19 protein-coding genes are annotated in these 21,576 nt (G+C 71.2%); 9 read left to right on the top strand and 10 right to left on the bottom strand.

The features are described from left to right. The 6 genes from E9998_RS15945 to E9998_RS15915 form a co-directional block, all read right to left on the bottom strand. Positions 1–972: IS481 family transposase (locus E9998_RS15945; protein ID WP_136530684.1), on the bottom strand; the 972-nt coding region annotated here is incomplete at its 3' end. A 256-nt stretch (positions 973–1,228) separates the two neighbouring features. Further along, on the bottom strand, positions 1,229–1,675 hold the full coding sequence (locus E9998_RS15935) for a PaaI family thioesterase (RefSeq protein WP_136530683.1): 447 nt from the start codon (positions 1,673–1,675) through the stop codon (positions 1,229–1,231). A 215-nt stretch (positions 1,676–1,890) separates the two neighbouring features. Further along, entirely contained in the window at positions 1,891–3,204 is a 1,314-nt protein-coding gene (locus E9998_RS15930) for an extracellular catalytic domain type 1 short-chain-length polyhydroxyalkanoate depolymerase (RefSeq protein ID WP_136530682.1), read from the bottom strand. 273 nt (positions 3,205–3,477) lie between these two features. After that, entirely contained in the window at positions 3,478–4,113 is a 636-nt protein-coding gene (locus tag E9998_RS15925) for a LysE family translocator (protein ID WP_136530681.1), read from the bottom strand. A 65-nt stretch (positions 4,114–4,178) separates the two neighbouring features. After that, a complete protein-coding gene (locus E9998_RS15920) occupies positions 4,179–4,721 on the bottom strand; it encodes a histidine phosphatase family protein (RefSeq protein ID WP_136530680.1) in 543 nt (180 codons plus the stop codon). Positions 4,722–4,892: 171 nt separating this feature from the next. Then, on the bottom strand, positions 4,893–5,720 hold the full coding sequence (locus E9998_RS15915) for an SAM-dependent methyltransferase (RefSeq protein ID WP_240037636.1): 828 nt from the start codon (positions 5,718–5,720) through the stop codon (positions 4,893–4,895). Between the two features lie 323 nt (positions 5,721–6,043). On the opposite strand from E9998_RS15915, the gene E9998_RS15910 reads away from it, so the two are divergent. Beyond that, complete coding sequence (locus tag E9998_RS15910) at positions 6,044–6,526, top strand: MarR family winged helix-turn-helix transcriptional regulator (RefSeq protein ID WP_204745474.1); 483 nt, start codon at positions 6,044–6,046, stop codon at positions 6,524–6,526. 114 nt (positions 6,527–6,640) lie between these two features. Here the strand turns inward: E9998_RS15910 and E9998_RS15905 are convergent, their stop codons facing one another. Continuing rightward, on the bottom strand, positions 6,641–7,756 hold the full coding sequence (locus E9998_RS15905; RefSeq protein WP_136530679.1) for an NAD(P)/FAD-dependent oxidoreductase: 1,116 nt from the start codon (positions 7,754–7,756) through the stop codon (positions 6,641–6,643). A 161-nt stretch (positions 7,757–7,917) separates the two neighbouring features. Between E9998_RS15905 and E9998_RS15900 the strand changes: the two genes are divergently transcribed. From E9998_RS15900 to E9998_RS15880, 5 genes are all read left to right on the top strand, one after another. After that, entirely contained in the window at positions 7,918–9,096 is a 1,179-nt protein-coding gene (locus tag E9998_RS15900) for a MalY/PatB family protein (RefSeq protein ID WP_136530678.1), read from the top strand. 36 nt (positions 9,097–9,132) lie between these two features. After that, positions 9,133–9,597 (top strand): MarR family winged helix-turn-helix transcriptional regulator, encoded by a 465-nt coding sequence (locus tag E9998_RS15895; RefSeq protein WP_136530677.1) that lies wholly within the window; start codon positions 9,133–9,135, stop codon positions 9,595–9,597. Positions 9,598–9,610: 13 nt separating this feature from the next. Beyond that, positions 9,611–10,339 carry a VOC family protein gene (locus tag E9998_RS15890; RefSeq protein WP_136530676.1) on the top strand — a complete coding sequence of 243 codons (729 nt, stop codon included), beginning with the start codon at positions 9,611–9,613 and terminating at the stop codon, positions 10,337–10,339. Positions 10,340–10,342: 3 nt separating this feature from the next. Next, positions 10,343–10,675: a hypothetical protein gene (locus E9998_RS15885; RefSeq protein WP_136530675.1), complete on the top strand. Its 333-nt coding sequence runs from the start codon at positions 10,343–10,345 to the stop codon at positions 10,673–10,675. An 88-nt stretch (positions 10,676–10,763) separates the two neighbouring features. Next, on the top strand, positions 10,764–11,546 hold the full coding sequence (locus tag E9998_RS15880; protein WP_136530674.1) for a class I SAM-dependent methyltransferase: 783 nt from the start codon (positions 10,764–10,766) through the stop codon (positions 11,544–11,546). 330 nt (positions 11,547–11,876) lie between these two features. Here E9998_RS15880 and E9998_RS15875 read toward each other — a convergent pair whose 3' ends face one another. Then, positions 11,877–14,258, bottom strand: a complete 2,382-nt coding sequence (locus E9998_RS15875) for a sialidase family protein (protein WP_136530673.1) — start codon at positions 14,256–14,258, stop codon at positions 11,877–11,879. Between the two features lie 276 nt (positions 14,259–14,534). Here E9998_RS15875 and E9998_RS15870 point away from each other — a divergent pair, with 276 nt between their 5' ends. Next, positions 14,535–16,430 carry a glycoside hydrolase family 3 protein gene (locus E9998_RS15870; RefSeq protein WP_136530672.1) on the top strand — a complete coding sequence of 632 codons (1,896 nt, stop codon included), beginning with the start codon at positions 14,535–14,537 and terminating at the stop codon, positions 16,428–16,430. Positions 16,431–16,710: 280 nt separating this feature from the next. On the opposite strand, the gene E9998_RS15865 is transcribed toward E9998_RS15870, so the two are convergent. Together E9998_RS15865 and E9998_RS15860 are read right to left on the bottom strand one after the other, a co-directional pair. After that, a complete protein-coding gene (locus E9998_RS15865; RefSeq protein ID WP_136530671.1) occupies positions 16,711–17,019 on the bottom strand; it encodes a hypothetical protein in 309 nt (102 codons plus the stop codon). Between the two features lie 41 nt (positions 17,020–17,060). Beyond that, a complete protein-coding gene (locus E9998_RS15860) occupies positions 17,061–17,711 on the bottom strand; it encodes a cellulose binding domain-containing protein (RefSeq protein ID WP_136530670.1) in 651 nt (216 codons plus the stop codon). A gap of 317 nt (positions 17,712–18,028) precedes the next feature. Here E9998_RS15860 and E9998_RS15855 point away from each other — a divergent pair, with 317 nt between their 5' ends. Both E9998_RS15855 and fdhD read left to right on the top strand, forming a co-directional pair. Continuing rightward, positions 18,029–20,335: an FdhF/YdeP family oxidoreductase gene (locus E9998_RS15855; protein WP_136530669.1), complete on the top strand. Its 2,307-nt coding sequence runs from the start codon at positions 18,029–18,031 to the stop codon at positions 20,333–20,335. Positions 20,336–20,656: 321 nt separating this feature from the next. Then, complete coding sequence (gene fdhD / locus E9998_RS15850) at positions 20,657–21,478, top strand: formate dehydrogenase accessory sulfurtransferase FdhD (protein ID WP_136530668.1); 822 nt, start codon at positions 20,657–20,659, stop codon at positions 21,476–21,478. Positions 21,479–21,576: the final 98 nt, after the last annotated feature.

The raw sequence follows: 21,576 nt of genomic DNA, 5'->3' as shown, positions 1-21,576 counted from the left end.
CGCCGCATAGAACGGTGTCAACACCAAAGGTGTAAGCCCCGTGTGTGCGCGGTGATGGTTATACCAGTGCAGGAACACCGGTAGCGCCTCGCGGCGCTCGGTCTCGGTCCGGTAGGGGCGGGCGTAGGCCCATTCATCGACCAGGGTGCGGTGGAACCGCTCGACTTTCCCGTTGGTCTGGGGCCGGTAGGGCCGGGTCCGCTTGTGGGCGATGTTTTGGTCCCGCAGCAGGTCACGCCAGGCCAGGGAGTTGTAGCAGGCGCCGTTGTCGGTCATGATGCGCTCGATGGCGACCCCGATGCTCGCGAAGTGGGCGATGGCGCGCTTCGCGAAGCTGCAGGCGGACTCTTTGGTCTCGTCGGCCAGGATCTCGGTGTAGGCGGTCCGGGAGTGGTCGTCGATGGCGGTGTGGAGGCAGGCGTAGCCGATCTTCGCGCCGGACTTGCGTGTGGGGGCCAGGGGCTGGGAGGCTCTGCCGTTGCGCCGGCCCTGGGCGCGGCCTGCCACGCGGTGGCCGCCGCCGTCGGGGATGTTCCCGAGCTTCTTGATGTCGATGTGGACCAGCTCGCCCGGCTTCGCTCGCTCGTAGCGGCGGACCGGCTCGCCGCTCGCGCGGTCGAGGTGAGTGAGGCGGGGCAGGCGGTAGCGGGTCAGGACCCGGTGGACCGTCGAGGGGTTCAGGCCGAGAAGGTAGGCGATGCGGGCCGGTCCCCACCGGCGGGCGAGGCGGACTTTGATGATCCGCCGCTCGGTGCGCGAGGGCAAGCGGTTCGGGCTGGTGGCGGGGCGTGAGGAGCGGTCGCTCATGCCGGCCTGGCCGTATCGGCGGTAGCGGTCGGCCCACCGCCAGGCGGTGGTCGGGGAGACCTGGAAGCGTTCGGCCGCCCGGCGCAGGGGCCAGCCGTCCTCCACGACGCACCGGGCCAGGCGCAGCCTGCCGGTCGGGGTCAAGGGGGCGTTAGCATGGCTCATCGAGGGCCTTTCTAGTCGGCGTGTCTTGTAGCGATTCACACCGAACCAGAAGGCCCTCGCCTTGTTTCAGCCCGCCTCAGCCATTGCGGTGTTCACAACCTCCCAGGACAGAACAGCTAGGGATGGTAGACGCTGTAACCGCGAACCGCGAACCGCGAACCGCGAACCGCGAACCGCGAACCGCGAACCGCGAACCGCGAACCGCGAACCGCGAACCGCGAACCGCGAACCGCGAACCGCGGAGCCGGCCTCGCGCTCAGGCGGCCGGGGCGTCTCGGATCATGCAGGTGAGACGGCCCGTGCAGATGCGGCGGCCTTCGTCGTTCTCGATCACGATCTCGTAGGTGGCGGTCGAGCGGCCCAGGTGGATCGGGGTCGCCACGCCCGTCACGGTGCCCGACTTCGCGGCACGGTGGTGGGTCACGTTGAGGTCCACGCCGACCGCGAGCCTGCCGGGTCCCGCGTGGAGCATCGCGCCGACCGACCCGAGCGTCTCGGCGAGGACCGCCGAGGCGCCGCCGTGCAGGAGCCCGTACGGCTGGCGGTTCCCCTCGACCTCCATGCGGGCCTCGACTCGTTCCGGGGCGGCGGCGATCACGTCGATGCCCATGCGTTCGCCCAGCTCACCGGCGGAGAACAGCTTGTCGAGGTCCATGCCCGCACCGGCGAAGCGGTCGCGCACCTCAGGAGGAAACTCGGTCATGTCGGGCGGCTCCAATCCGTGTCCGCAACAGTCTAGGCCTACTCGCCGGTAATGTCGCGCGGTCCGGGTCCGTGCGAGAACCGGCCGAGTCGCGCGCACTGCGTTCGGGTACGAACCGGCCATGTCCGGCGGTTGGGCCGGGCCCCGGCCGAGGCGCACACGGTCGGGGCCGCGAGGACCGAAGTCCCCGCGGCCCCGACCGCTCCGCGAGTCTCCTAAGCGGGCGTGCAGGTCACCGTCGGCGTGGCCGCGGAACCCGAGCCGATGAAGCCCCAGGCCGAGGAGCGCGTCTGGCCCGCGGCCACCGCGCCGTTCCAGCCCACGTCGCCGGCCGTCACCGTCGAGCCGCTCGCGCTCACATCCGCGTTCCAGGACGAGGTGATCGACTGCCCGGAGGGCCACGTCCAGTTCAGCGTCCAGCCGCTGATCGCCGCGCTGCCGGCCGTCACGTTCACGTTCGCCTGCCAACCCGAGTTCCACGTGCTCACCACCGTGATCGACGCCGAGCACCCGCCGGTCGGACCGCCGGTCGGCGTCGTCGACGGGTCGGTCGGCTCGTCGGTCGGCGAGGTCGTGGGCTCGGCGTCGGTGTCGTACCCGAAGAACTCCAGCGCCTTCGACGCCATCCCCCACGAGTACAGGTTGTGCCCGACCCCCTGGAGGCTGATCGCCTCCACCGCGGCCTGCGCGCCGGTGCCGCCGTAGCGGGTCCGGTTCCAGTTCGCCTGCGGCGTGTCCGAGTAGTCGGCGGTCTGGTCGGTGCCGTGGACGTTGGTCCACTGGTCGATCTGCTCCTGGAAGTTCGGGTACTGGAGCGTGTCGTCGTTCGTGCCGTGCCAGATCTGCATCCGCGGCCACGGCCCGGAGTAACCGGGGTTGTTGGCGCGCACCGCATCGCCCCACTGCTGCGGGGTCCGGTTGATCTGCCCGCCCGAGCACTGCGAGTTCCACTCCGAGCCGTTGTCGGTCGCGAAGCACGTGTACGGGACCCCCGAGAACGAGGCGCCGGCCGCGAACACCTCGGGGTAGACCGCGAGCATCACGTTCGTCATCATCGCGCCCGAGGAGACGCCCGTCGAGTAGATCTGGTCGGGGTCCACGTTGTACTCCGCGTCGACCCAGTCCATCATTGACTTGATGCCCACCGAATCGCTGCCGGTGCCCGACAGGGAGGCCGGGGACGAGACGTCCCAGCACTTGCTCGACCGCGTCACCGAGGGGTACAGCACGATGAACCCGTACTGGTCGGCCAGCTGCGCCCACTCGGTGCCCGAGTGGAACGCCGGGCCCGAACCGGTGCAGTAGTGGATCGCGACCACGAGCGCCGGCTCGGGGTCGACGTTGTCGGGGACGTACAGGTACATCTGGAGATTGCTGGGGTTGTTCCCGAAGCCGGTGATCTCGGTCAGCTGGGCGGCGCTGGCGGGCTTGGGGATCAGTACCGCGATGAGCGCCGCCGCCGCGACGAGGAGGGCGGCCGCCGCGGCGACGAGTCCTCTGCGCAGGACGGGGTGGGAGGTGGCAGACATGGGGTCCTCTCTTGACGCTGCCGGGGCGTCGAGGCGGTCCGCCGCGCGGACCGCGCGAGCCGGGAGAAGGAATGGATCGGCGGTGAGGGTCCACACACTATATATCCAAGAAGTTCGATATGCAAGCGCTCCCAACAAAGTCCGACCCGCTCATCGGCCCAAAGCAGGTGTTCGGGCGGGCCTGTCGCCGTTCACGTTCGACGGGTCGGGCGGCCCGAGGGTTCCGGCGCCGACCGGTTCGGCGGCGCCCGCGCTGAGAGCGGCCCAGGTCCGTCAGGCCCGCTCGCCGGCCGCCGCCGCGATGCCCAGGCCGATCATCGCCGTGCCGCCGGCGCGGGCGAGCACCAGCTTGGGCCGCGGGCGGCGCAGCACGTCGCGCGCGGCCGAGGCCACGAGTCCCCAACCGGTGTCGCAGAGGCCCGCCAGGAGCGCGAACGTCCCGCCGAGCAGCAGCATCTGCATCGTCGCCGAACCGGCGCCGGTGTTCACGAACTGCGGCAGGATCGCCAGGAAGAACAGGATCGACTTCGGGTTGAGGAGCCCCACCATGAAGCCCTCGGCCATCGTGGCGAGCGTGCGCCGCGGCGCCGAGTCCTCCGGCTCGGGTGTCGACATGAGACTCTTGCGGTCGCGAAGGGCCTTGACGCCCAAGAACACCAGGTACGCCGCCCCGGTGTACTTCACGATCGCGAACGCCAGCGCCGACTCCTGGATGAGCGCGCCGAGCCCGACCGCCGCGAGGGACGCCGCGCAGCCGGTGCCGATCGCGTTCCCCCACGCGGTGAGCACCGCCTTGCGCCGCCCGTACGCCAGAGCACGGCCGATCACGAACATGACCGAGGGCCCGGGGATGAGGATGAGGACGAGCGAGGCGACGACGAACGCCAGGAACTGCGCGGTGCTTGGCATCCCCCGATCAAAGCACCGCCCCGCCGGGGCGGCAACCTCATTCCCGCGCCCGCGTCGGGCCGCCGTCAGCCGCGCACGAACTCGATGTCGTGGAAGCGGCCCGCCGCAGTGTCGTAGTGGAGCCGCGCGCCCTCCATGTACCCGAAGAGCGCGCCCCATTCGTCGTGGTCGGCCTCGGGGAACAGCGCGGTGAGCGCGCATTCGATGTGGCCGCCGTGGCCGATGACCATGGCCGCGTCGCCCGGGCCGAGCGGCGCGAGCAGTTCCGACCACTGCCGGGCGAGCGCGTTCGAGTAGTCGCTCACGGCGCTGCCGCGCTTGGCGACGAGCCGCGCGAGCCTTGTGAACGGCGCGCCCACGTCGTACGAGGCCGCCTGGGACTCCTGGAGGAACGCGTTGACGTTCGGGAGCGTCGGCAGCTCCACCGTCACCGCGAAGCCCATCGCGATCGCGGTCTCGCGCGCCCGCGGCGCGACGCTGGTGGCGACGACCTGGAAGGGCCCCATGAGGGTCCCGGACCACCTGGCGAGTTCGACCCCCTCCTGGGAGAGGTGCACGGCCTCGTCCCCGTCGCGCTTGCTGTGCCGTCGGATTTCGAGCATGGGCATGGGCGGGTCTCTTCTCTTCTCGAACACGCTGTACAGCTGGTGGAGCGTGTGGTGCGCCGGCGGTCCGCATCGAGCCTACGCGCCGGAACGGGTCCCGGCTCGTACGCGTCGAGACCTACAGTAAGGCCCCGGTCGCGCTGGGACGCAACGGCCCCGCTCGCCCGGGGGCGGTCAGGGCTTGACGGCCATGCCGGCGATGAGGACCCGCTCGAACGGTTCGAGGGCGTCCGCCGGCGGGACTTCGCGGTCCGGCTCGCCGGGGTGCCAGCGCGGCACGAACTCCAGGCCCGGCGCCACCAGCGGCATCCCCTGGAAGTGGCGCTCGACCGCGTCCAGGGTGCGGATCCAGCCGTTCCCGAGGGTCTCCAGGCAGGCCCGCGACAGCGCCGCCTGGGCCGGGTCGCCCGTGTCGGGCCAGGTGGTGATGAACAGGTGCGAACCGGACGCCAAGGGCGCCATGAGGGTCGCGAGGATGCCGTCGGGGTCTTCGGCGTCGGCGACCTGCATGAGCATGCCGGTGAGGACGAGGCCCACGGGCCGATCGAAGTCGAGGAGGGTGCGCACGTCGGGGTTGGTCAGGACCGACTCGGGGTCGCGCAGGTCGGCGGTGACGACGATCGTCGTCCGGTCGTCGGCGAGCAGGGCGCGGCCGTGGGAGAGGACCATGGGGTCGTTGTCGACGTAGACCACGCGGACGTCGGGGTCGATCTTCTGCGCGGTCTCGTGGGTGTTCTCCATGGTGGGCAGCCCGCAGCCGATGTCGATGAGCTGGTCGATCCCGGCCCGGCCCACCATGTACCGCACGCCCCGCATGAGCGCCGCCCGGTTGAGCCGCGCGGCCTCGCCGACCTGGGGGAGCGCCCGCATGAAGATCTCGGCTGCCTCGCGGTCGACCTTGAAATGGTCCCGGCCACCGAGGATCGCGTCGTAGACGCGGGCGGTCGAGGGCACGTTGGCGTCCATTCCCGAGAGCGGCCACTCGGGGGCTGCATCGTTCAAGGCGGTCCAATCGGCGTCGAATCGGCGTTGCACAGGGTTGTACAGAGACTTGTACTGGGGAGCGGCGGCCTTCCGGCCGCGCCTCGGTCCGCGCGGAGATCGGTCGCGGGCCCTCCCGGCGCCGAACCGGGACGTCGCTTCAGCCTACGCCATGAAGATCGGTAAAGGGCGCGGCCGCGAAGCCGCTCCCGAGGCACCGCGTCCGTCCTATTGATCCTGATTCGCGCGCTTGCGGCGGTGCCTCGGGGCCTGCGTGCCGCGGGCTGGCGCATGGTGGCCGACGACACGGGCGACCGGCCCTGGCCAGGCAGTATGCTTGCCGGATGGAGGAGCACGCCGGGGAGCCGATGAACATGGGCACCGCCTTGGTCCGCACCGCGTTCCTCGTCGACGCGGTCTACGCCGACGCCGTGCGCGACTTCGACCTCACCGTCCAGCAGGCCCAGCTGCTGTGCGTCCTCATACCCCGCCCGTACGGCATGTTCGAGCTCGCGAAGACCCTCGGGCTCGCCAAGTCGAGCATCTCGGGGCTCGTCGACCGCTCGGTCAAGCGCGGGCTCGTGCGCCGCGAGGCCGACCCGGGCGACGGCCGGGCCTTCCGCGTCGCGCTCACCGACAAGGGCGCCCGCCTCGCCGAGGAGTTCCACGCCGAGACCACCCGCCGCGTCGCCGAGCTGCCGCTGGCGCTCGACGCGGAGGACCGGGAAGTCCTCAAGGGACTTCTGACGCGGCTCGTGGCGGACAACCGGGTTCCGGCGGTGTTCACCGACGACAGCTGCCCGTCCGCGGGACGCGACGCCTCCTGAGATCGCGAACGCCCCCGCCGCGCCATTCGGGCGCGGCGGGGGCGTCGCCGTTCCGGCCGTTGACGATCGGGCGGCCGGGGCTTCGCGGTGGTGAGGCCTAGAAGGGGCGGTTCCTCAGGCGGGCAGGCCGAACAGCTCGGCGAACTTGCCGCGCATGAGGTCGCGGCCCTTCCAGGCGGCGACGTCCTCGGGGGAGAGCAGGGCGGGGCCGTCCTCGGAGGGGATCTGCCCGACGCCGTGCTCCGGCCCGAGGGGGAGGAGCACCACCGGGACGGGCATCGGCCGGTACTCGCCGGCGGGCTCCTCGCCGTTGATCTGCGCGATGATGTTGGCGGCCACCACTTCGGCGTGCCGCATGGCGCTGCCAGCGCGCTTCTCCTCAGGCACGTCGGTGACGTCGCCGACCGCGTACACGTGCGCGTGACCGTCCACATTGAGCTTCGCGGTCACCGGGAGGCGGCCGTCGCGGTCGAGCGGGGCGAGGGCGTCGCCGAGGTAGTCGGAGTTGACCGTGGCGCCGTAGGCGCGGAACCAGATGTCGGCCTCGACCTGGTCGGTGCCGAGGTCGACCTTGACGACCCCGGCGCTGCCGGGTTCGAGCTCGGGTTCGGCCGCGAACGCGGTGCCGAGCCGCAGCTCGATACCGAGCAGGTCGAGCTGGCGGTGGAGGTCGGCGCGCAGGGCCGGCTCGTAGCCGGGCAGCAGCTCGGCGGCGGGGTCCACTATGGTCACGACCTTCTCGGGCCAGACGGCCTTGATCTCCCCGGCGAGCTCCAGCCCGACGGGCCCGGCACCGGCGATGAGGACCCGCCGGGCCGCGGCGAGGTCGGCGTGGGTGGCCTTGAAGTGCGCCACGGCCTCGGGGGAGGAGTCGGTGCGGGTCTTGGCTGGGTACGGGTAGCCCGAGCCGGTGGCGATGACGAGGTAGTCGGCCTCGACGCGGGCGCCGCCGGCGAGGGTGACGCCGTGCGGGTCGACCGCGGCGGCGTACTCGCGGATCTGCCTGCCGCGCTTGAGGAGCGTGTCGTAGGGGAAGAAGATCCGCTCGGCCCACTCGTCTGGCCGCGTCAGCGCCCTGAGTGATCCGGCGGCGTTGACGAAGGCGTCCTTGGGCTCGATGAGGAGCACGTCGGCGTGCTCGTCGAGCGCGGCGGCGACGGCGGCGCCGCCGTACCCGCCGCCGACGACGGCGACCGTGCGTCCCGTGGCGGTGCGACCTTGATGAGTCATGGCGTGCCTCTCGCGGTAAAGTAGTTCGTACAACGAACCATAATAGTTCGTAATACGAACCACAAGGCCCGGCCGGAGACGGAATCCGTGACGCCCCTCACGCATGTGAGCCGAATGATCACCAGATGACACCGCCGGAAAACTCCGATACCGTAAAAACCATGAGCGCCATCACAAATGCCTCGAACGACCTCCCCGGCGACCCGCTGCGGCAACTCACCCTCGACCAGCTCCGCCAGCGCACCAGCGTCAAATGGCGCGAGCACCCCGACGACGTCCTGCCCCTGTGGGTCGCCGAGATGGACGTGCTCCCCGCCGAACCCATCACCAAGGCCGTGACCGACGCGATGGCGACCGGCGACACCGGCTACCCCGCCGGGACCGCCTACGCCGAGGCGGTCGCCGCCTTCGACGCCGAGCGCTGGCACTGGGACGACTTCGACCCCGCGCTCACCCGCACCCTCCCGGACATCGGGCTCGGCTTCGTCGAACTGCTCAAGCTCGTCACCTCGCCCGGCGACGCCGTGGTCGTCAACAACCCGGTGTACCCGCCCTTCTACGAGCTGTGCGCCCTCAACGGCCGCAAGGTCATCGAGGCCCCGCTCAACGCCGCCGGGCGCATCGACTTCGCCGCCCTCGCCGCCGCCTTCGAACTCGCGCTCGGCCGCGGCGGGCGCGCCGCCTACCTTCTGTGCAGCCCGCACAACCCCACCGGGACCGTCCACACCAGAGCCGAGCTCGCCCGCGTCGCCCGCCTCAGCGCCGACTACGGCGTCCGCGTCGTCGCCGACGAGGCCCACGCCCCCATCGTGGCGCCCGGGACGACCTTCACGCCCTACCTCACCGTCCCCGGCACCGAGGACGGCCTCGCGGTGCTCTCCGCGGCGAAGGCCTGGAACCTCGCCGGGCTGCGCGCCGCGCTCGGCATCGCCGGACCGGCCGCGGCCGCCGACCTCGCCCGCGTCCCCAAGGCGATGACACAGCGCCCCAGCCACATCGGCGTCATCGCCCACACCGCCGCCTTCCGCGAGGGCGGGCCCTGGCTCGACGGGCTCCTGGCCGGGCTCGAAGGCAACCGCCGCCTCCTGGCCGCCGCGCTCGCCGAACGGCTCCCCGAGATCCGCTACCGGCCCCAGCCGGGGACCTACCTCGCCTGGCTCGACTGCCGGGCGCTCGGGCTCGGCGACGACCCCGCCGCGGTCTTCCTCGAACGCGGCCGCGTCGCGGTCAACTCCGGCCTGCCGTTCGGCTCGGGCGGCAAGGGGCATGTGCGGATCAACTTCGCGACCTCGCCCGAGATCCTCACCGAGGCCGTCGAACGCATGGCGGCCGCCGTTTGAGTTGACAGGTACCTGTCAATGACGTAGGTTCGGGGCGTGGAACCACTCACGCCCCGAGCCTTCGCCGTCTCCGAGCTCGCCATCGAGGTCTTCCGCGCCAACGGCGCGCTCCTGGCCGCGGGCGACGCACTCGCCCGGCCCGCCGGGCTCACCTCCGCCCGCTGGCAGGTCCTCGGCGTCATCGACCACGGTCCGCTCACCGTCGCCGACATCGCCCGCGCCATGGGGCTGCGCCGCCAGAGCGTCCAGCAGACCGCCGAATCCCTTGTAGTCGAAGGCCTCGCCGCCTTCCGCGACAACCCCCGACACCGCCGCGCCCGCCTCCTCGCCGCCACCGACACCGGGCGCCGCGCCCTCGCCGACGTCGAACGCCGCCATGCCGAATGGGCCGACGACCTGGCCGCCGCACTCGACGCGTCCGCGATCACCGCCGCGACCGAGGCGCTGCGGGCGCTCACCGCCAGGCTCGACAGGTCCGCTATGGACAGCACTTCCGAGTAGCGAGAGGACACCGATGACCACGACCATTCCGATGCTGCCGTGCGGCTCGATCGACGAGACCACCGAGTTCTACCTGACGCTCGGCTTCGAGCGGACGGTCCACCAGATGCGGCCCAACCCGTACATCGTCCTCGCGCGCGACGACTGGCAGCTGCACTTCTTCGGCCTCGACGGGTTCGACCCCGAGCAGAACTACAGCACCTGCCTGGTGATCGTGGACGACACCGGCGCGCTGTGGAAGGAGTTCGCGGCCGGGATGCGCGCCGCGCACGGCAAGGTCCTCGTCTCCGGGTACCCGCGCATGACCCGCCCGCGTAAACGCGGCAACACCGGCAACCGCGCCGGGTTCTCCCTGACGGACCCGAGCGGGAACGTCCTGCGGTTCTTCCCCAACGATGAGGACGACACGAAGGCGAAGGCCCCGGAGAGCCGGCTGGGCCGGACCCTGGTGAAGGCCGTCATCCTCGGCGACTCCAAAGGCGATGTGCCCCAGGCGATCAAGATCCTGGATGCGACCCTCGCCAAGGCCGGCGACGAGGCCCCGCCGACCGAACTCGTCGAGGCCCTGGTGTATCGGACCGAGCTGGCCCTGCGCGAAGGCGACGGCACACGGGCCGCCGAGCTTCTCGACCGGATCGGCGCTATCGAACTGTCCGAACAGGAGCGGGCAGTCGTGCAGGAGGCTCTGGCGTCGGCGGCCGACCTCGCCCGCCAGCTCGCCGACGACGGCGACCTAGGATGAGCCATGCGCTTCCTCAAACTCGCCTCCAACCTGCTCGGCCGGTCCCCTGAAGCGCCCTTCACCTGGCCGTACTGGATCGACGTCAGCGTCGACGGACCGCAGGCGCAGGTCGCCTTCGCGGAAGGCGTCGCCCATGGCTCGGCGGGCGGCGTGTTCACATTGGAGGAGGCGCTGTCGCCGCAGTGGCGTACGCACTTCGAACGCGCCGAAGGCGAATGGCTGCTCCCGTACCTCGAACGGCTGGCCGGAGGCGGCGTGGTGACCGAGACCGAACTCCGCGCGGCCTTCACCGAACGCCACGGCCGCGAACCGGAGCACTACGACTGGGATCGCTGACCCCACGAAGGCCGAGCGTTGTTAAACGTTTGCGCGCGGGAAGCCGCAGGCCCTAGCCTCGCTTCCAACACGACGACGGGAGCCCCATATGACCATCACCGACGGCAGTGAGACCCTCAGCGCCGATTGGCATTACGGCGAACTCTCGGCCCGGGTGTACGAACTCGACAAGCCCGCCGGGCGGTCGCTCGGCGGCGACGTCGAGTTCCTCCTCCGCAGGCTCGAAGGCGTGACCGGGCCGGTGCTCGAACCGGCGGTGGGCACCGGGCGAATGCTCGTCCCGCTGGTCGAGAATGGACTGAACGTCACCGGTTACGACACTTCCGAGCACATGCTCCGGATCTGCCGCGAGAACCTCGCCGCGGCCGGGCTGGAGGCCGAGGTGTTCCTCGGCGACATGACGACCTACGCCGATCCCGGTGCGTACGAGGCGATCGTGGTCCCGGTCGGCTCGATCGTGCTCCTGCCCGACCGCGAGGCCACCGTCCAGGCGCTGACGCGGATGCACGAGAGCCTCGCGCCGGACGGGCGCCTGTTCATTGACCTGCCGCCGTGGCGCCACTTCACCGATCCCGGCGAGCTGCGGCACTGGTGGGACGGCCCGGAGCTGCTGACCTTGCAGGTCATGAAGGTCGAGATCGACGACGTGCGGCAGCGGGTCGTGCGGTGGCTGCGCTACGAGTTGTGGCGCGACGGGCGGCTGGTCGAGACGCAGACGCAGCACAGCGCCCTGATGTGCTTCGGCGTCCAGGAGTTCGGCGCTATGCTGCGCGAGGCGGGCTTCGGCGACGTCGAGGTGTACGGCGACCGCGACGAGACCGCCGAGGTCACCGGGCGCTCCGGCGTGTGGACCTTCGAAGCGGTCCGCTGATCGGAGCGGCGGCGACACGCGCGGCGGGGTTTGAAGGTGAACGGAGAGTCTAGGCAAATCGGACATCGATGGGCCCCCGGTTGCAACCCTGACCGGTGGGTACGACAGGAAATTGCCGGTGCGAACGTGAACGGAGGGTACCGGCAAAACGGACATCGGTGGGCCCCCGGTCTTAACCCTGCCTCGGGGGTGTGACAGCGGATTCGGGGCGGGTCGGGAACGGCCGGTGGGAACGCGAATGGGGTTCGCGCCGGTCGCGGGGCCGAACGGTGGCCTCGCGACCGGCGCGGTCGCTCTCTCCCTGAGCGTCCTGGGAGGGGTGCGGGTGGTTCAGTCGGCGATGTCGCCGTAGATGAGGCCGCGGCCGTTGGTCGCGATGTAGACGCGGCCGTAGACCTCGGGGTCGCCCGCGACGGCCTTGCCGGTCCAGGCCCACTGGTGGGCGTCGTCGTTGATCCGGTCCCAGGACTGGCCCTCGTCGGTCGAACGCCAGATGCCGCGCACGCCGCGGGCCTTCGCCGAGGTGTAGATCGCCGAGTGACCGTGGCGGCCGTGGCCCTTGCCGAAGCCGATCGCGTCGGCCTCCTCGAAGTCGCGCACGCGCTTCCAGCGGGCGCCGCCGTCGGTGCTGCGCCACATCCCGTACAGCGCATCGGCTTCGCCGCCGACCAGCCACAGGTTGCCGCGCTTCTCGGGCACCGCCCGGAAGTCGACGGGGCCGGTCGCGGGCAGGCCTGAAGCGCCGGTCGACTTGAAGGTGCGGCCGCCGTCCGAACTGGCGTAGAACGCGCCGGCCGCGTAGGCGTACAACCGCTTCGCGGCGGCCCGGTCGGCGCGCACGAGCGCCCCGGCGGGCAGGCCCGACACGGTCGACCAGGTCTGGCCCAGGTCGGTGCTGAACACCGGCGCGGTCGCCCCGTCGCCGGGCGTCCAGACGATGACGGCGCCGTCGGCGCTCACCGCGACCGTGCCGCCGTTCGCGCCCCCGGCGATCCCGGTCAGGCGCGTGGTGGTCAGCCAGGTCGCGCCGCCGTCGGTCGAGACGCCCACGTGCCCGTCGGTCTCGCCCTCGACGTCGCCGGACCCGACGATCACGTCCCGGTTCAGGCCCGCGAAGTCCACACTGCGACCCGAAGTCCAGTTCGGACGGCGGATCATCATGCTCGCCTCGTCGAGATCGGTGTGCACGAACCCGCCGAGGTCGCCCATCGCGGTCACCACGGTGCCGCCCAGGGCGGCGATGTCCTGCACCGCCGTCTCCTCCAGGCCTTCGACGCGCACCGCGACGGTGAACGGCTCGATCGGCAGCGCCACCTGGCGCCCGGCCGCGTCGTCCCAACCCACGAGGGCGCCCTGCGCGTCCCACTCGGTCAGCCGCTCGGTGCCCCAGATGGTGGCGCCGGTGCCCCACATGATCCGGTCGGAGTCGTGCGGGTCGATCGCGAGCGCGTCGATCATCCAGCCGTGCTTGACCGCGTAGGCCGGGCCGTCGTCGGCGTTCCCGAAGGTCAGCCACGGGCTGCCCGTGTTGTCCATGGTGAACCGGTCGGTGCGCTCGGGCGGCCAGGACCAGTTCGCGTCCCACACGTAGTCCCAGCTGGTCTGCCAGGTCGCGCCCGAGTCGGTCGAGCGGTAGACGATCTCGTCGGGCCACCAGTTGTTCTGCGTCGCGGCCATGAGGGTGCCGGGGCTGCGGCGGTCGACGGTGAGGCCGCCGAAGCCGGGGATCGTGCCGATCGGGTTGTAGGACGGGGTCACGTCGGTCCACTCGCCGGTCGCCAGCGACAGGCGCTGGATGGAGCCGCCGCGGCCGGTGGCGGGGCCGCCGTTGTAGGGGCCCGGGTCCCAGCCGGTGACGACGAACAGGTGGCCGTTCTCGTGGTCGAACGCGGCCTGCTTCGGGATGGTGCGGTTGCCGTCGGCCGAGCCGAGCGCCGCGGTCGCGCCGGGGACGGGCTGCCAGGTCGCGCCGCGGTCCTCGGAGACGTAGAGGGGGTCGTCGGGGTCGGCGACGCCGACGAAGATCCTGCCGCCCACCAGGTCGAAGTCGATCCAGATGACGCCCTGTTCGTCGTCGGAGTAGTCGCTGGAGGGGTCCTGGACGAAGGTCCCGGTCACGGGGAACTCCTCGACGCGGGCCCAGGTGCGGCCGTGGTCGCGTGAGCGCCACAGGCCGTTGCCGTTCGGGGCGCCGAGGTAGACCACGGCGTTGTCGGCGGGGTCGACGGCGAGGCGCTCGCCCATGCCGCGGCCGGGCATGTTGCCGCCCTGCTTGAACGGCAGTTCGGCCACGCCCCAGGTCTTCCCGTAGTCGTCGGAGTGGACGACGGCGCCGCTGCCGGGGTCCCAGTCGTTGGTGTAGGTGCCGACGGCGGCGTACACCCGGTTGGGCTCGACGGGGTCGGTGGCGACGGAGACGACGCCGCTGTAGCCCCAGTTCTCCCAGCCCACCCAGTCGAGGAGGGGCTTCCAGGTCTGGGTCGCCTCCTGCCAACGGTAGAGGCCGCCGATGTCGGTGCGGGCGTAGATGAGGTCGGCCTCGGTCTCGTTGAACACGATGCCGGGGACGTAGCCGCCGCCGTTGACCACGGCGTTGCGCCAGGTGTAGGCGTCCTCGCAGCGGCCGCGGGACTTGGCGTGGGCGGTGGAGGGGACGGCGGCGGCGAGGGCCGCGGCGGCGCCGAGTGAAGCTGCGAATGTGCGTCGTCGCACGTGTGCTCCTAGAGGGAGTGGCGGCCCGAACAGGGGAGGGACACCGAAGGGTTAGTTTGGAGACCCAACATAACAGGTGGCGATCGCCGAGACAACCTGCGAGCGCCCGCTCCGTAAATCGTGCGCGATCGGTGCCGCTCCGTGACCGCTTGCCGCCGTTGGGTGTCGGGCAGTTGGGGAAGAGCGCTCCCACCGTGGACTCGGGGACACCTGTCCGTTACTGTGAAGCGTGGTTGGGGACGTACTCGTCCGATCACCCCTCAAGGAGCGAACCCCATGGGCGCAAGCCTGCCCGCACTCGTCCGCCGTCCCGCGGTCCTGTGGTCCGCGCTCGCGGTCGCCCTCGCGGCCGCCGTCGTGACCGTCCTCATCGTCGTCCCCGGCGGCAGCTCCGCCGACGGCGACTACCGTGACGCCGACCTGCCGACCGCCGACCGCGTTGCCGACCTGCTGGGCCGCATGACGATGGAGGAGAAGGTCGGCCAGATGACCCAGGCGACCGTCGCCGCCGTCGACCCCGCCCCGGCGGACCTCGCCGACCTCGGCATCGGCTCCCTCCTCAACGGCGGCTCCGAGGCCCTGCGCGACACCCCCGAGGCGTGGGCCGAGATGATCGACGGCTACCAGCGCCAGGCCCTCGAATCGCGCCTGGGCATCCCGATCGTCTACGGCATCGACGCCGTCCACGGCAACGCCGGACTCCCCGGCGCCGTGATCTTCCCGCACAACATCGGCCTCGGCGCCGCGCACGACCCCGACCTCGCGGGCCGGGCCGCCGCGATCACCGCCGCGGAGACCCGCGCCGCCGGCATCCACTGGACCTTCGCCCCCTGCGTGTGCGTCGCCCGCGACAGCCGCTGGGGCCGCACCTACGAGTCCTACGGCGAGGACCCGGGCATCGCCATCGAGTACGCGCCCGCCGTCGTCGCCGGATACCAGGGCGAGGACCTCGCGGCGAACACGAGCGTCCTGGCGACCGCGAAGCACTACGTCGGCGACGGCGGCACCGGCTACGGCACCTCCACCACCGACTCCTACCAGCTCGACCAGGGCGTCGTCGCCATCGGCGAGGAGGAGCTGCGGGCGATCCACCTCGCGCCCTTCCAGGCCGCCGTGGACGCGGGCGTCGGCTCCGTCATGGCCTCGTTCTCCTCCGTCGACCTCGGCGAGGGCCCGCTCAAGACCCACGCCGACGAGTACCTCCTCACCGACGTCCTCAAAGGAGAGCTGGGCTTCGAGGGCTTCGTGATCTCCGACTGGCAAGGGGTCGACCAGATCAGCTCCGACTACGCCGAAGCGGTGCGCACCGCGATCAACGCGGGCGTCGACATGGTCATGGTGCCCTTCGAATACCAGAAGTTCATCGACACCCTCCTGGCCGAAGTCGAGGCCGGACGCGTGAGCGAGGAGCGCATCGACGACGCCGTCTCGCGCATCCTCACCCAGAAGTTCGCCCTCGGTCTCTTCGAGCAGCCCTACGCCGACACCAGCGGCGCCGCCGACGTCGGCTCCGATGCGCACCGGGCCGTCGCCCGCGAAGCCGCCGCCGCCTCACAGGTGCTGCTGCGCAACGAAGGCGACCTCCTGCCGCTCACCGGCGACGAGTCGATCTACGTCGCCGGCTCCGGCGCCGACGCGCTCGGTCGCCAGCTCGGCGGCTGGAGCGGCACCTGGCAGGGCACCGTCCAGGCCGTGAACGAGGGCACCAGCATCCTCGCGGGCATCGAAGAGGTCGCACCGGGCGCCGCGATCACCTACAGCGAGGACGCCTCCGAGCCGATCGGCGCCGCCGACGTCGGCATCGTGGTCGTCGCCGAAGACCCCTATGCCGAAGGCGTCGGCGACGCGGGTGCCGGAACCCACGACATGAAGGTGTCCGAAGAGGACGCCGCCGCCATCGCGACCGTCTGCGCCGCCGTCGACTGCGTCGTCATCGTCGTCTCGGGCCGGCCCATCGAGATCGAACCGCACCTTGAGGGCGTGGACGCCCTCGTCGCCGCCTGGCTCCCCGGCAGCGAAGGCGCCGGCGTCGCCGACCCCCTCTTCGGCGCGACCCCCTACGGCGGCACCCTCCCCGTCACCTGGCCCAAACTCGTCGAAGACGAACCCGTCAACGTCGGCGACGCCGAATACGACCCCTTGTTCCCCTACGGCTTCGGCCTCACCACCTGACAGTGGGGAGGGACCCGCGCCGCGGGTCCCTCAACCGAACTTCCGCACGGTGAGCGTTCGGCTCTGCCCGACTGCGAAGGGCGCCAGACGATCGTCGCCGGGGCGAGGGCCGTCGCGACCGGTGCGGTCCGCCCGGACCCGCGGCGGTCCGAGGCGCCGGGTGCCGCTGTACGACGCGTTCGAAAGTTGGATCGAGTCGATCGCCCGGCCCCGGATGCGGCCGTCCACGCCGACGAATGCGCCCACGACCGGGAGGCGCCTCGACGCACGGGCCCGGGCGCTAGTCGGCGGTGTCGCTCCAGCGGAACCAGGCCCGGTCGTTTTCGATGTGCAGGAGGAACTCAGCCACCGGGCCGTCGGGCGAGTCGAAGGTCAACCGACCGTCGATCAGACCGTAGGCCGACTCCCACTCCTCGTAACGCTCCTCTTCGAGCAGGCGCAGGCTCCGCTCGAACAGCGGCCGAACCGCCTCGAACCCCTCCAGCGGCTCGAAAACGCCGTGCAGCCAAGGGAAGTCGTTGCCGTCGATCGTGACGCGGCCGATCGCGCGGCCGCCGTCGCGGAGGACCCATACCAGCGGTTCGCCCATCAGAGCTCGCCCTTCAAACCTCGCCCATCAGACATCGCACATCAGACCTCGGCCACGCAGGTCGCGGAGGAGGGCAGGTCGAAGCCGCGGTCGGTTTCGCCGACGAAGCCCGCGATCGCGTTCTCGCCGGGGTCGAGCCGTCCGTTCGAGCCCGTGCTGCCGTACCAGCCGTGGCGGAGGTCCTCCATGTTCCAGGCCCGGTCGTCGCCGATGTCCAGATCGTCGATGTCCAGGTCGATCGCCCAGGACTCGAACTCGACCGAACCGGTGTTGACGACCTCCACCGACACCTCGACGCCGCTGCTCCACTCGTTCTTGAGCGTCAGCGTCGCCTCGCAGGCCACCTCCGCCAGCTCCACTTCGGCGTTGGTCGAGCTGGCCGGGGCGTCCGGGGACGACGTGGACTCGGAAGGGGCGGCAGAGGTCGGCTCCTGGGTCGACTCGGTCGGCGACACCGGCGCGGAGACGGCCGAAGGCGCGGGACCGGCCGCCTTCGAGTGCTCCTCCTCGGCCGAGAACCAGGCCGTCTCGGGGCCCTCGACCGTGCTCACAGGGTCGCGGTCGCCGTCGCCGCCGAAGACGCCGAACTGCCATAGTGCCAAGAGCGCCACCACGGCCGACACCGCCCCGAGGATCTGGAGCAGGCGGCCGTGCAGACGACCGCTCCCCGCCGAAGCGTGGTGCCGACCCATCTCCGCCACCTTCCATTGAGGAGTAAAGGAACAGAACCGGGTCAGAGGGTTCGCGCCGGTCCGCACCGCTCAGCCTACCCGGACGGCCGGCCCCGAACGGTCCGCGCTGATTCGCCCCGATACCCGGTGAACTGGGATTTCAGACCGACCTCGTGGTGATTCGTCGTGAATCGGCACCCGTTCCCCGTCCGCACTCGAGCCCCTCCTCAAAGGATTCACGCGCACCCGCGACCGCCCGGCCGTCGCACCGACCGCGTGCCCGACGCGGCCCGCTCCGGTCCCCGCCGCGCACCCGCCCACCGGCCTAGACTGTGCCGATGAGCAAGGCACCGCAGCACGACCCCGCCCAGGACGCGCCCGACGTCGGCCACCCCAAACGCCACGCCGTGGGACTGCCCGCCGTCGTCAACTCCCTCCGCTTCGTCGGCGGCCGGGCGGGCCTCAAACGCGGACTCCCGCTCCTGCGGGCGATCAACCAGACCGACGGCTACGACTGCCCCGGCTGCGCCTGGCCCGAACCCGGCCACCGCCACCCCGCCGAATTCTGCGAGAACGGTGCCAAAGCCGTCGCCGAAGAGGCCACCCGCCTCACCGTCGATCGCGACTTCTTCGCCTCCCACCCGGTCGCCGACCTCGCCGACAAGTCCGGCTACTGGCTCGGCCAGCAAGGCCGACTCACCGAACCCATGTACCTCGCCGAAGGCGCCACCCACTACACGCCCGTCACCTGGGACGAGGCCTTCGCCCGCATCGCCGCCGAACTCGCGGACCTCGACGACCCCGACGGCGTCGCCTTCTACACCTCAGGGCGCACCGGCAACGAGGCCGCGTTCCTCTACCAGCTCTTCGCCCGCAGGCTCGGCACCAACAACCTGCCCGACTGCTCCAACATGTGCCACGAGTCCTCGGGCTCGGCGCTGGCCGAGACCATCGGCATCGGCAAGGGCAGCGTCACCCTCGACGACCTCTACCAGGCCGACCTGATCATCGTCGCCGGACAGAACCCCGGCACCAACCACCCCCGGATGCTCACCGCCCTCGAAAAGGCCAAACGCGCAGGCGCCCGCATCGCCACCGTCAACCCCCTCCCCGAAGCGGGCATGCAGCGCTTCAAGAACCCCCAGACCGCGCGCGGCCTCGCCGGACGCGGCACCGAGCTCACCGACCTGTTCCTCCAGATCAAGGTCGGCGGCGACCTCGCCCTCTTCAGCGCCCTCAACCGCGCGCTCCTGCGCGCCGCCGACACCGACCCCGCCGTCCTCGACCGCGACTTCATCGACGCGCACACCCACGGCTTCGACGCCTTCGCAGCCCACCACGCCGAAGCCGACGACGCGGCCGCGCTCGCCGACACCCTCCAGCGCACCGGTCTCAGCGCCGACGAGATCGAACGCCTCCTCGCGATGGTCCTCGCGGCCGACCGCATCGTCGTGTGCTGGGCGATGGGCCTGACCCAGCACCGCCACGCCGTGCCGACCATCCGCGAGATCGTCTCCTTCCTGCTCCTGCGCGGCAACATCGGCCGACCCGGCGCCGGCGTGTGCCCCGTCCGCGGCCACTCCAACGTCCAAGGCGACCGCACCATGGGCATCTGGGAACGCATGCCCGACTCCTTCCTCGACGCCCTCGGCACCGAATTCGACTTCGCACCCCCGCGCGACCACGGCCTCGACACCGTCGACACCATCCGGGCCATGCGCGACGGCCGCGTCAAGGTCTTCCTCGCCATGGGCGGCAACTTCGTCTCCGCCACCCCCGACTCCCGCGCCACCGAGGAGGCCATGCGCCGCTGCCGCCTCACCGTGCACGTCTCGACCAAGCTCAACCGCTCGCACGCCGTCACCGGCGCCCACGCGCTGATCCTCCCCGCACTGGGCCGCACCGACATCGACGCGACCGCGAGCGGCGAGCAGTTCGTGACCGTCGAGGACTCGATGGGCATCGTGCACGCCTCGCACGGACGCGTCCCCGCGCTGAGCGAGCACATGCGCTCCGAAGTCGCCATCGTCGCCGGACTCGCCCGTGCCGTGCTCGGCGAGGCCGACACCGTGCCCTGGGAAGACCTCGCCGCGGACTACGACCGCATCCGCGACCGCATCGAACGCGTCGTACCCGGCTTCGCCGACTACAACGCCCGCGCCCGCAGGCCCGGCGGCTTCACGCTGCCGCACGCGCCCCGCGACGAGCGCCGCTTCCCCACGGCCACGGGCAAGGCCAAATTCACCGTCAACCCGGTGACCTCACCCGAGGCCGGACCGGGCCGACTGCTCCTCCAGACCCTGCGCAGCCACGACCAGTTCAACACCACCATCTACGGGCTCAACGACCGTTACCGAGGCATCCACCACGGCCGACGCATCGTGCTCGTCAACCCCGAAGACGCCGCAGAACTCGGCCTGGCCGACGGCGACTACCGCGACCTCGTCAGCGAATGGACCGACGGCGACCGCCGCGCCCCCCACTTCCGCATCGTCCACTACCCGACCGCCCGCGGCTGCGCCGCCGCGTACTACCCCGAGACCAACGTGCTCGTCCCGCTCGACTCGGTGGCCGAGACCAGCAACACCCCCACTTCCAAATCGATCGTCGTACGCTTCGAACCCGACAGCCAACCGGAACAGTGAGCCAGCACAGTGAGCCAGCCCAGAGAGCCGGCACAGTGACCCGACACCGTGTCCTCGAACCGTGTCCCGGAACCGTGACCTGACACCGCGACCTGACACCGCGACCCGCCGCAGTGACCCGACACCGTGGCCTGGCGTGGTGATCCGGCACCGTGACCCGGCCTCCGCCTCGGCGCCCTGAGCGCCACCGACCGGCCGTCCGCGGCCGTGACCTGCGACCGCATCCCTTGCCTTCCGCCTCCTTCCGAGCTATCCAGGCAAGTGAAGCACCGTGAAACTGAAGCCAGCCTGAAGCCGCCTGAAGAGCACTTAAGGAACGACATGGGCCGTGTCACCGTCCGTCGCAAGACCACCCGCCTCAACGCCGGGAACCGCACCGAGCGCGTCGACACGCTCGCCGTCGAGGAGCCGCTCGAACTGCGCGTCGGCGGCGAATCCCTCCAGGTCACGATGCGCACGCCCGGCGACGACTTCGACCTGGCCGCCGGGTTCCTCCTCGCCGAAGGCGTCATCACCAAGCCCGGCGACCTCCTGAACATGCGCTACTGTGCGGGCGTGGACGAGCAGGGCGAGCAGACCTACAACCTCCTCGACCTCGTCCTGGCCCCCGGGGTCGAGCCGCCCACGAAGGCGGCCAAGCGCAACTTCACCGTCACCTCGGCCTGCGGCGTCTGCGGCAAGGACAGCCTCGCCGACGTGCGCACCAAGGCCGCCTGGAACCTCGCCGAGGACGCCACGACCATCGCCGCCGACGTCCTCACCGCACTCCCCGAACGACTCCGCGAGACCCAGAAGGTCTTCGACAAGACCGGCGGCCTCCACGCCGCAGGCCTGTTCACCGCCGAGGGCGAACTCCTCGTCGCCAAGGAGGACGTGGGCCGCCACAACGCGGTCGACAAAGTCCTGGGCTGGGCGCTGCGCGAAGGCCTGGTCCCGTTGCGCGGCACCGTCCTTGCCGTCTCCGGACGGGCCTCGTTCGAACTCGTCCAGAAGGCCGTGATGGCCGGCGTCCCCGCCCTCGCCGCGGTCTCCGCGCCGTCCTCCCTCGCCGCCGACCTCGCCGACGAGCAGGGCCTCACCCTCGCCGGATTCGTCCGCGGCGGCGCCTCGAACCTTTACACCCACCCCGACCGGATCGCCTGAAACCCTCCGGGGCCGCGGCGCGTCGCCACAAATATTACCGATCGGTAACTAATCTCTCCGTCAGGACGACACCTGAACGGGGGCATCCCATGTGCGCA

The organism is Glycomyces paridis, assembly GCF_004912155.1.
Classification (GTDB): domain Bacteria; phylum Actinomycetota; class Actinomycetes; order Mycobacteriales; family Micromonosporaceae; genus Glycomyces; species Glycomyces paridis.
Note: the sequence above shows the minus strand (reverse complement) of the source record. Positions and strands in the feature narration are given on the sequence as shown.

Bases quoted from the DNA above. Each gene is read 5' to 3' on its own strand.
- E9998_RS15935 (WP_136530683.1), bottom strand. From the start codon at position 1,675: ATGACCGAGTTTCCTCCTGAGGTGCGCGACCGCTTCGCCGGTGCGGGC.
- E9998_RS15930 (WP_136530682.1), bottom strand. From the start codon at position 3,204: ATGTCTGCCACCTCCCACCCCGTCCTGCGCAGAGGACTCGTCGCCGCG.
- E9998_RS15925 (WP_136530681.1), bottom strand. From the start codon at position 4,113: ATGCCAAGCACCGCGCAGTTCCTGGCGTTCGTCGTCGCCTCGCTCGTC.
- E9998_RS15920 (WP_136530680.1), bottom strand. From the start codon at position 4,721: ATGCCCATGCTCGAAATCCGACGGCACAGCAAGCGCGACGGGGACGAG.
- E9998_RS15910 (WP_204745474.1), top strand. From the start codon at position 6,044: ATGGAGGAGCACGCCGGGGAGCCGATGAACATGGGCACCGCCTTGGTC.
- E9998_RS15905 (WP_136530679.1), bottom strand. From the start codon at position 7,756: ATGACTCATCAAGGTCGCACCGCCACGGGACGCACGGTCGCCGTCGTC.
- E9998_RS15900 (WP_136530678.1), top strand. From the start codon at position 7,918: ATGAGCGCCATCACAAATGCCTCGAACGACCTCCCCGGCGACCCGCTG.
- E9998_RS15890 (WP_136530676.1), top strand. From the start codon at position 9,611: ATGACCACGACCATTCCGATGCTGCCGTGCGGCTCGATCGACGAGACC.
- E9998_RS15885 (WP_136530675.1), top strand. From the start codon at position 10,343: ATGCGCTTCCTCAAACTCGCCTCCAACCTGCTCGGCCGGTCCCCTGAA.
- E9998_RS15880 (WP_136530674.1), top strand. From the start codon at position 10,764: ATGACCATCACCGACGGCAGTGAGACCCTCAGCGCCGATTGGCATTAC.
- E9998_RS15870 (WP_136530672.1), top strand. From the start codon at position 14,535: ATGGGCGCAAGCCTGCCCGCACTCGTCCGCCGTCCCGCGGTCCTGTGG.
- E9998_RS15865 (WP_136530671.1), bottom strand. From the start codon at position 17,019: ATGGGCGAACCGCTGGTATGGGTCCTCCGCGACGGCGGCCGCGCGATC.
- E9998_RS15860 (WP_136530670.1), bottom strand. From the start codon at position 17,711: ATGGGTCGGCACCACGCTTCGGCGGGGAGCGGTCGTCTGCACGGCCGC.
- E9998_RS15855 (WP_136530669.1), top strand. From the start codon at position 18,029: ATGAGCAAGGCACCGCAGCACGACCCCGCCCAGGACGCGCCCGACGTC.
- fdhD (WP_136530668.1), top strand. From the start codon at position 20,657: ATGGGCCGTGTCACCGTCCGTCGCAAGACCACCCGCCTCAACGCCGGG.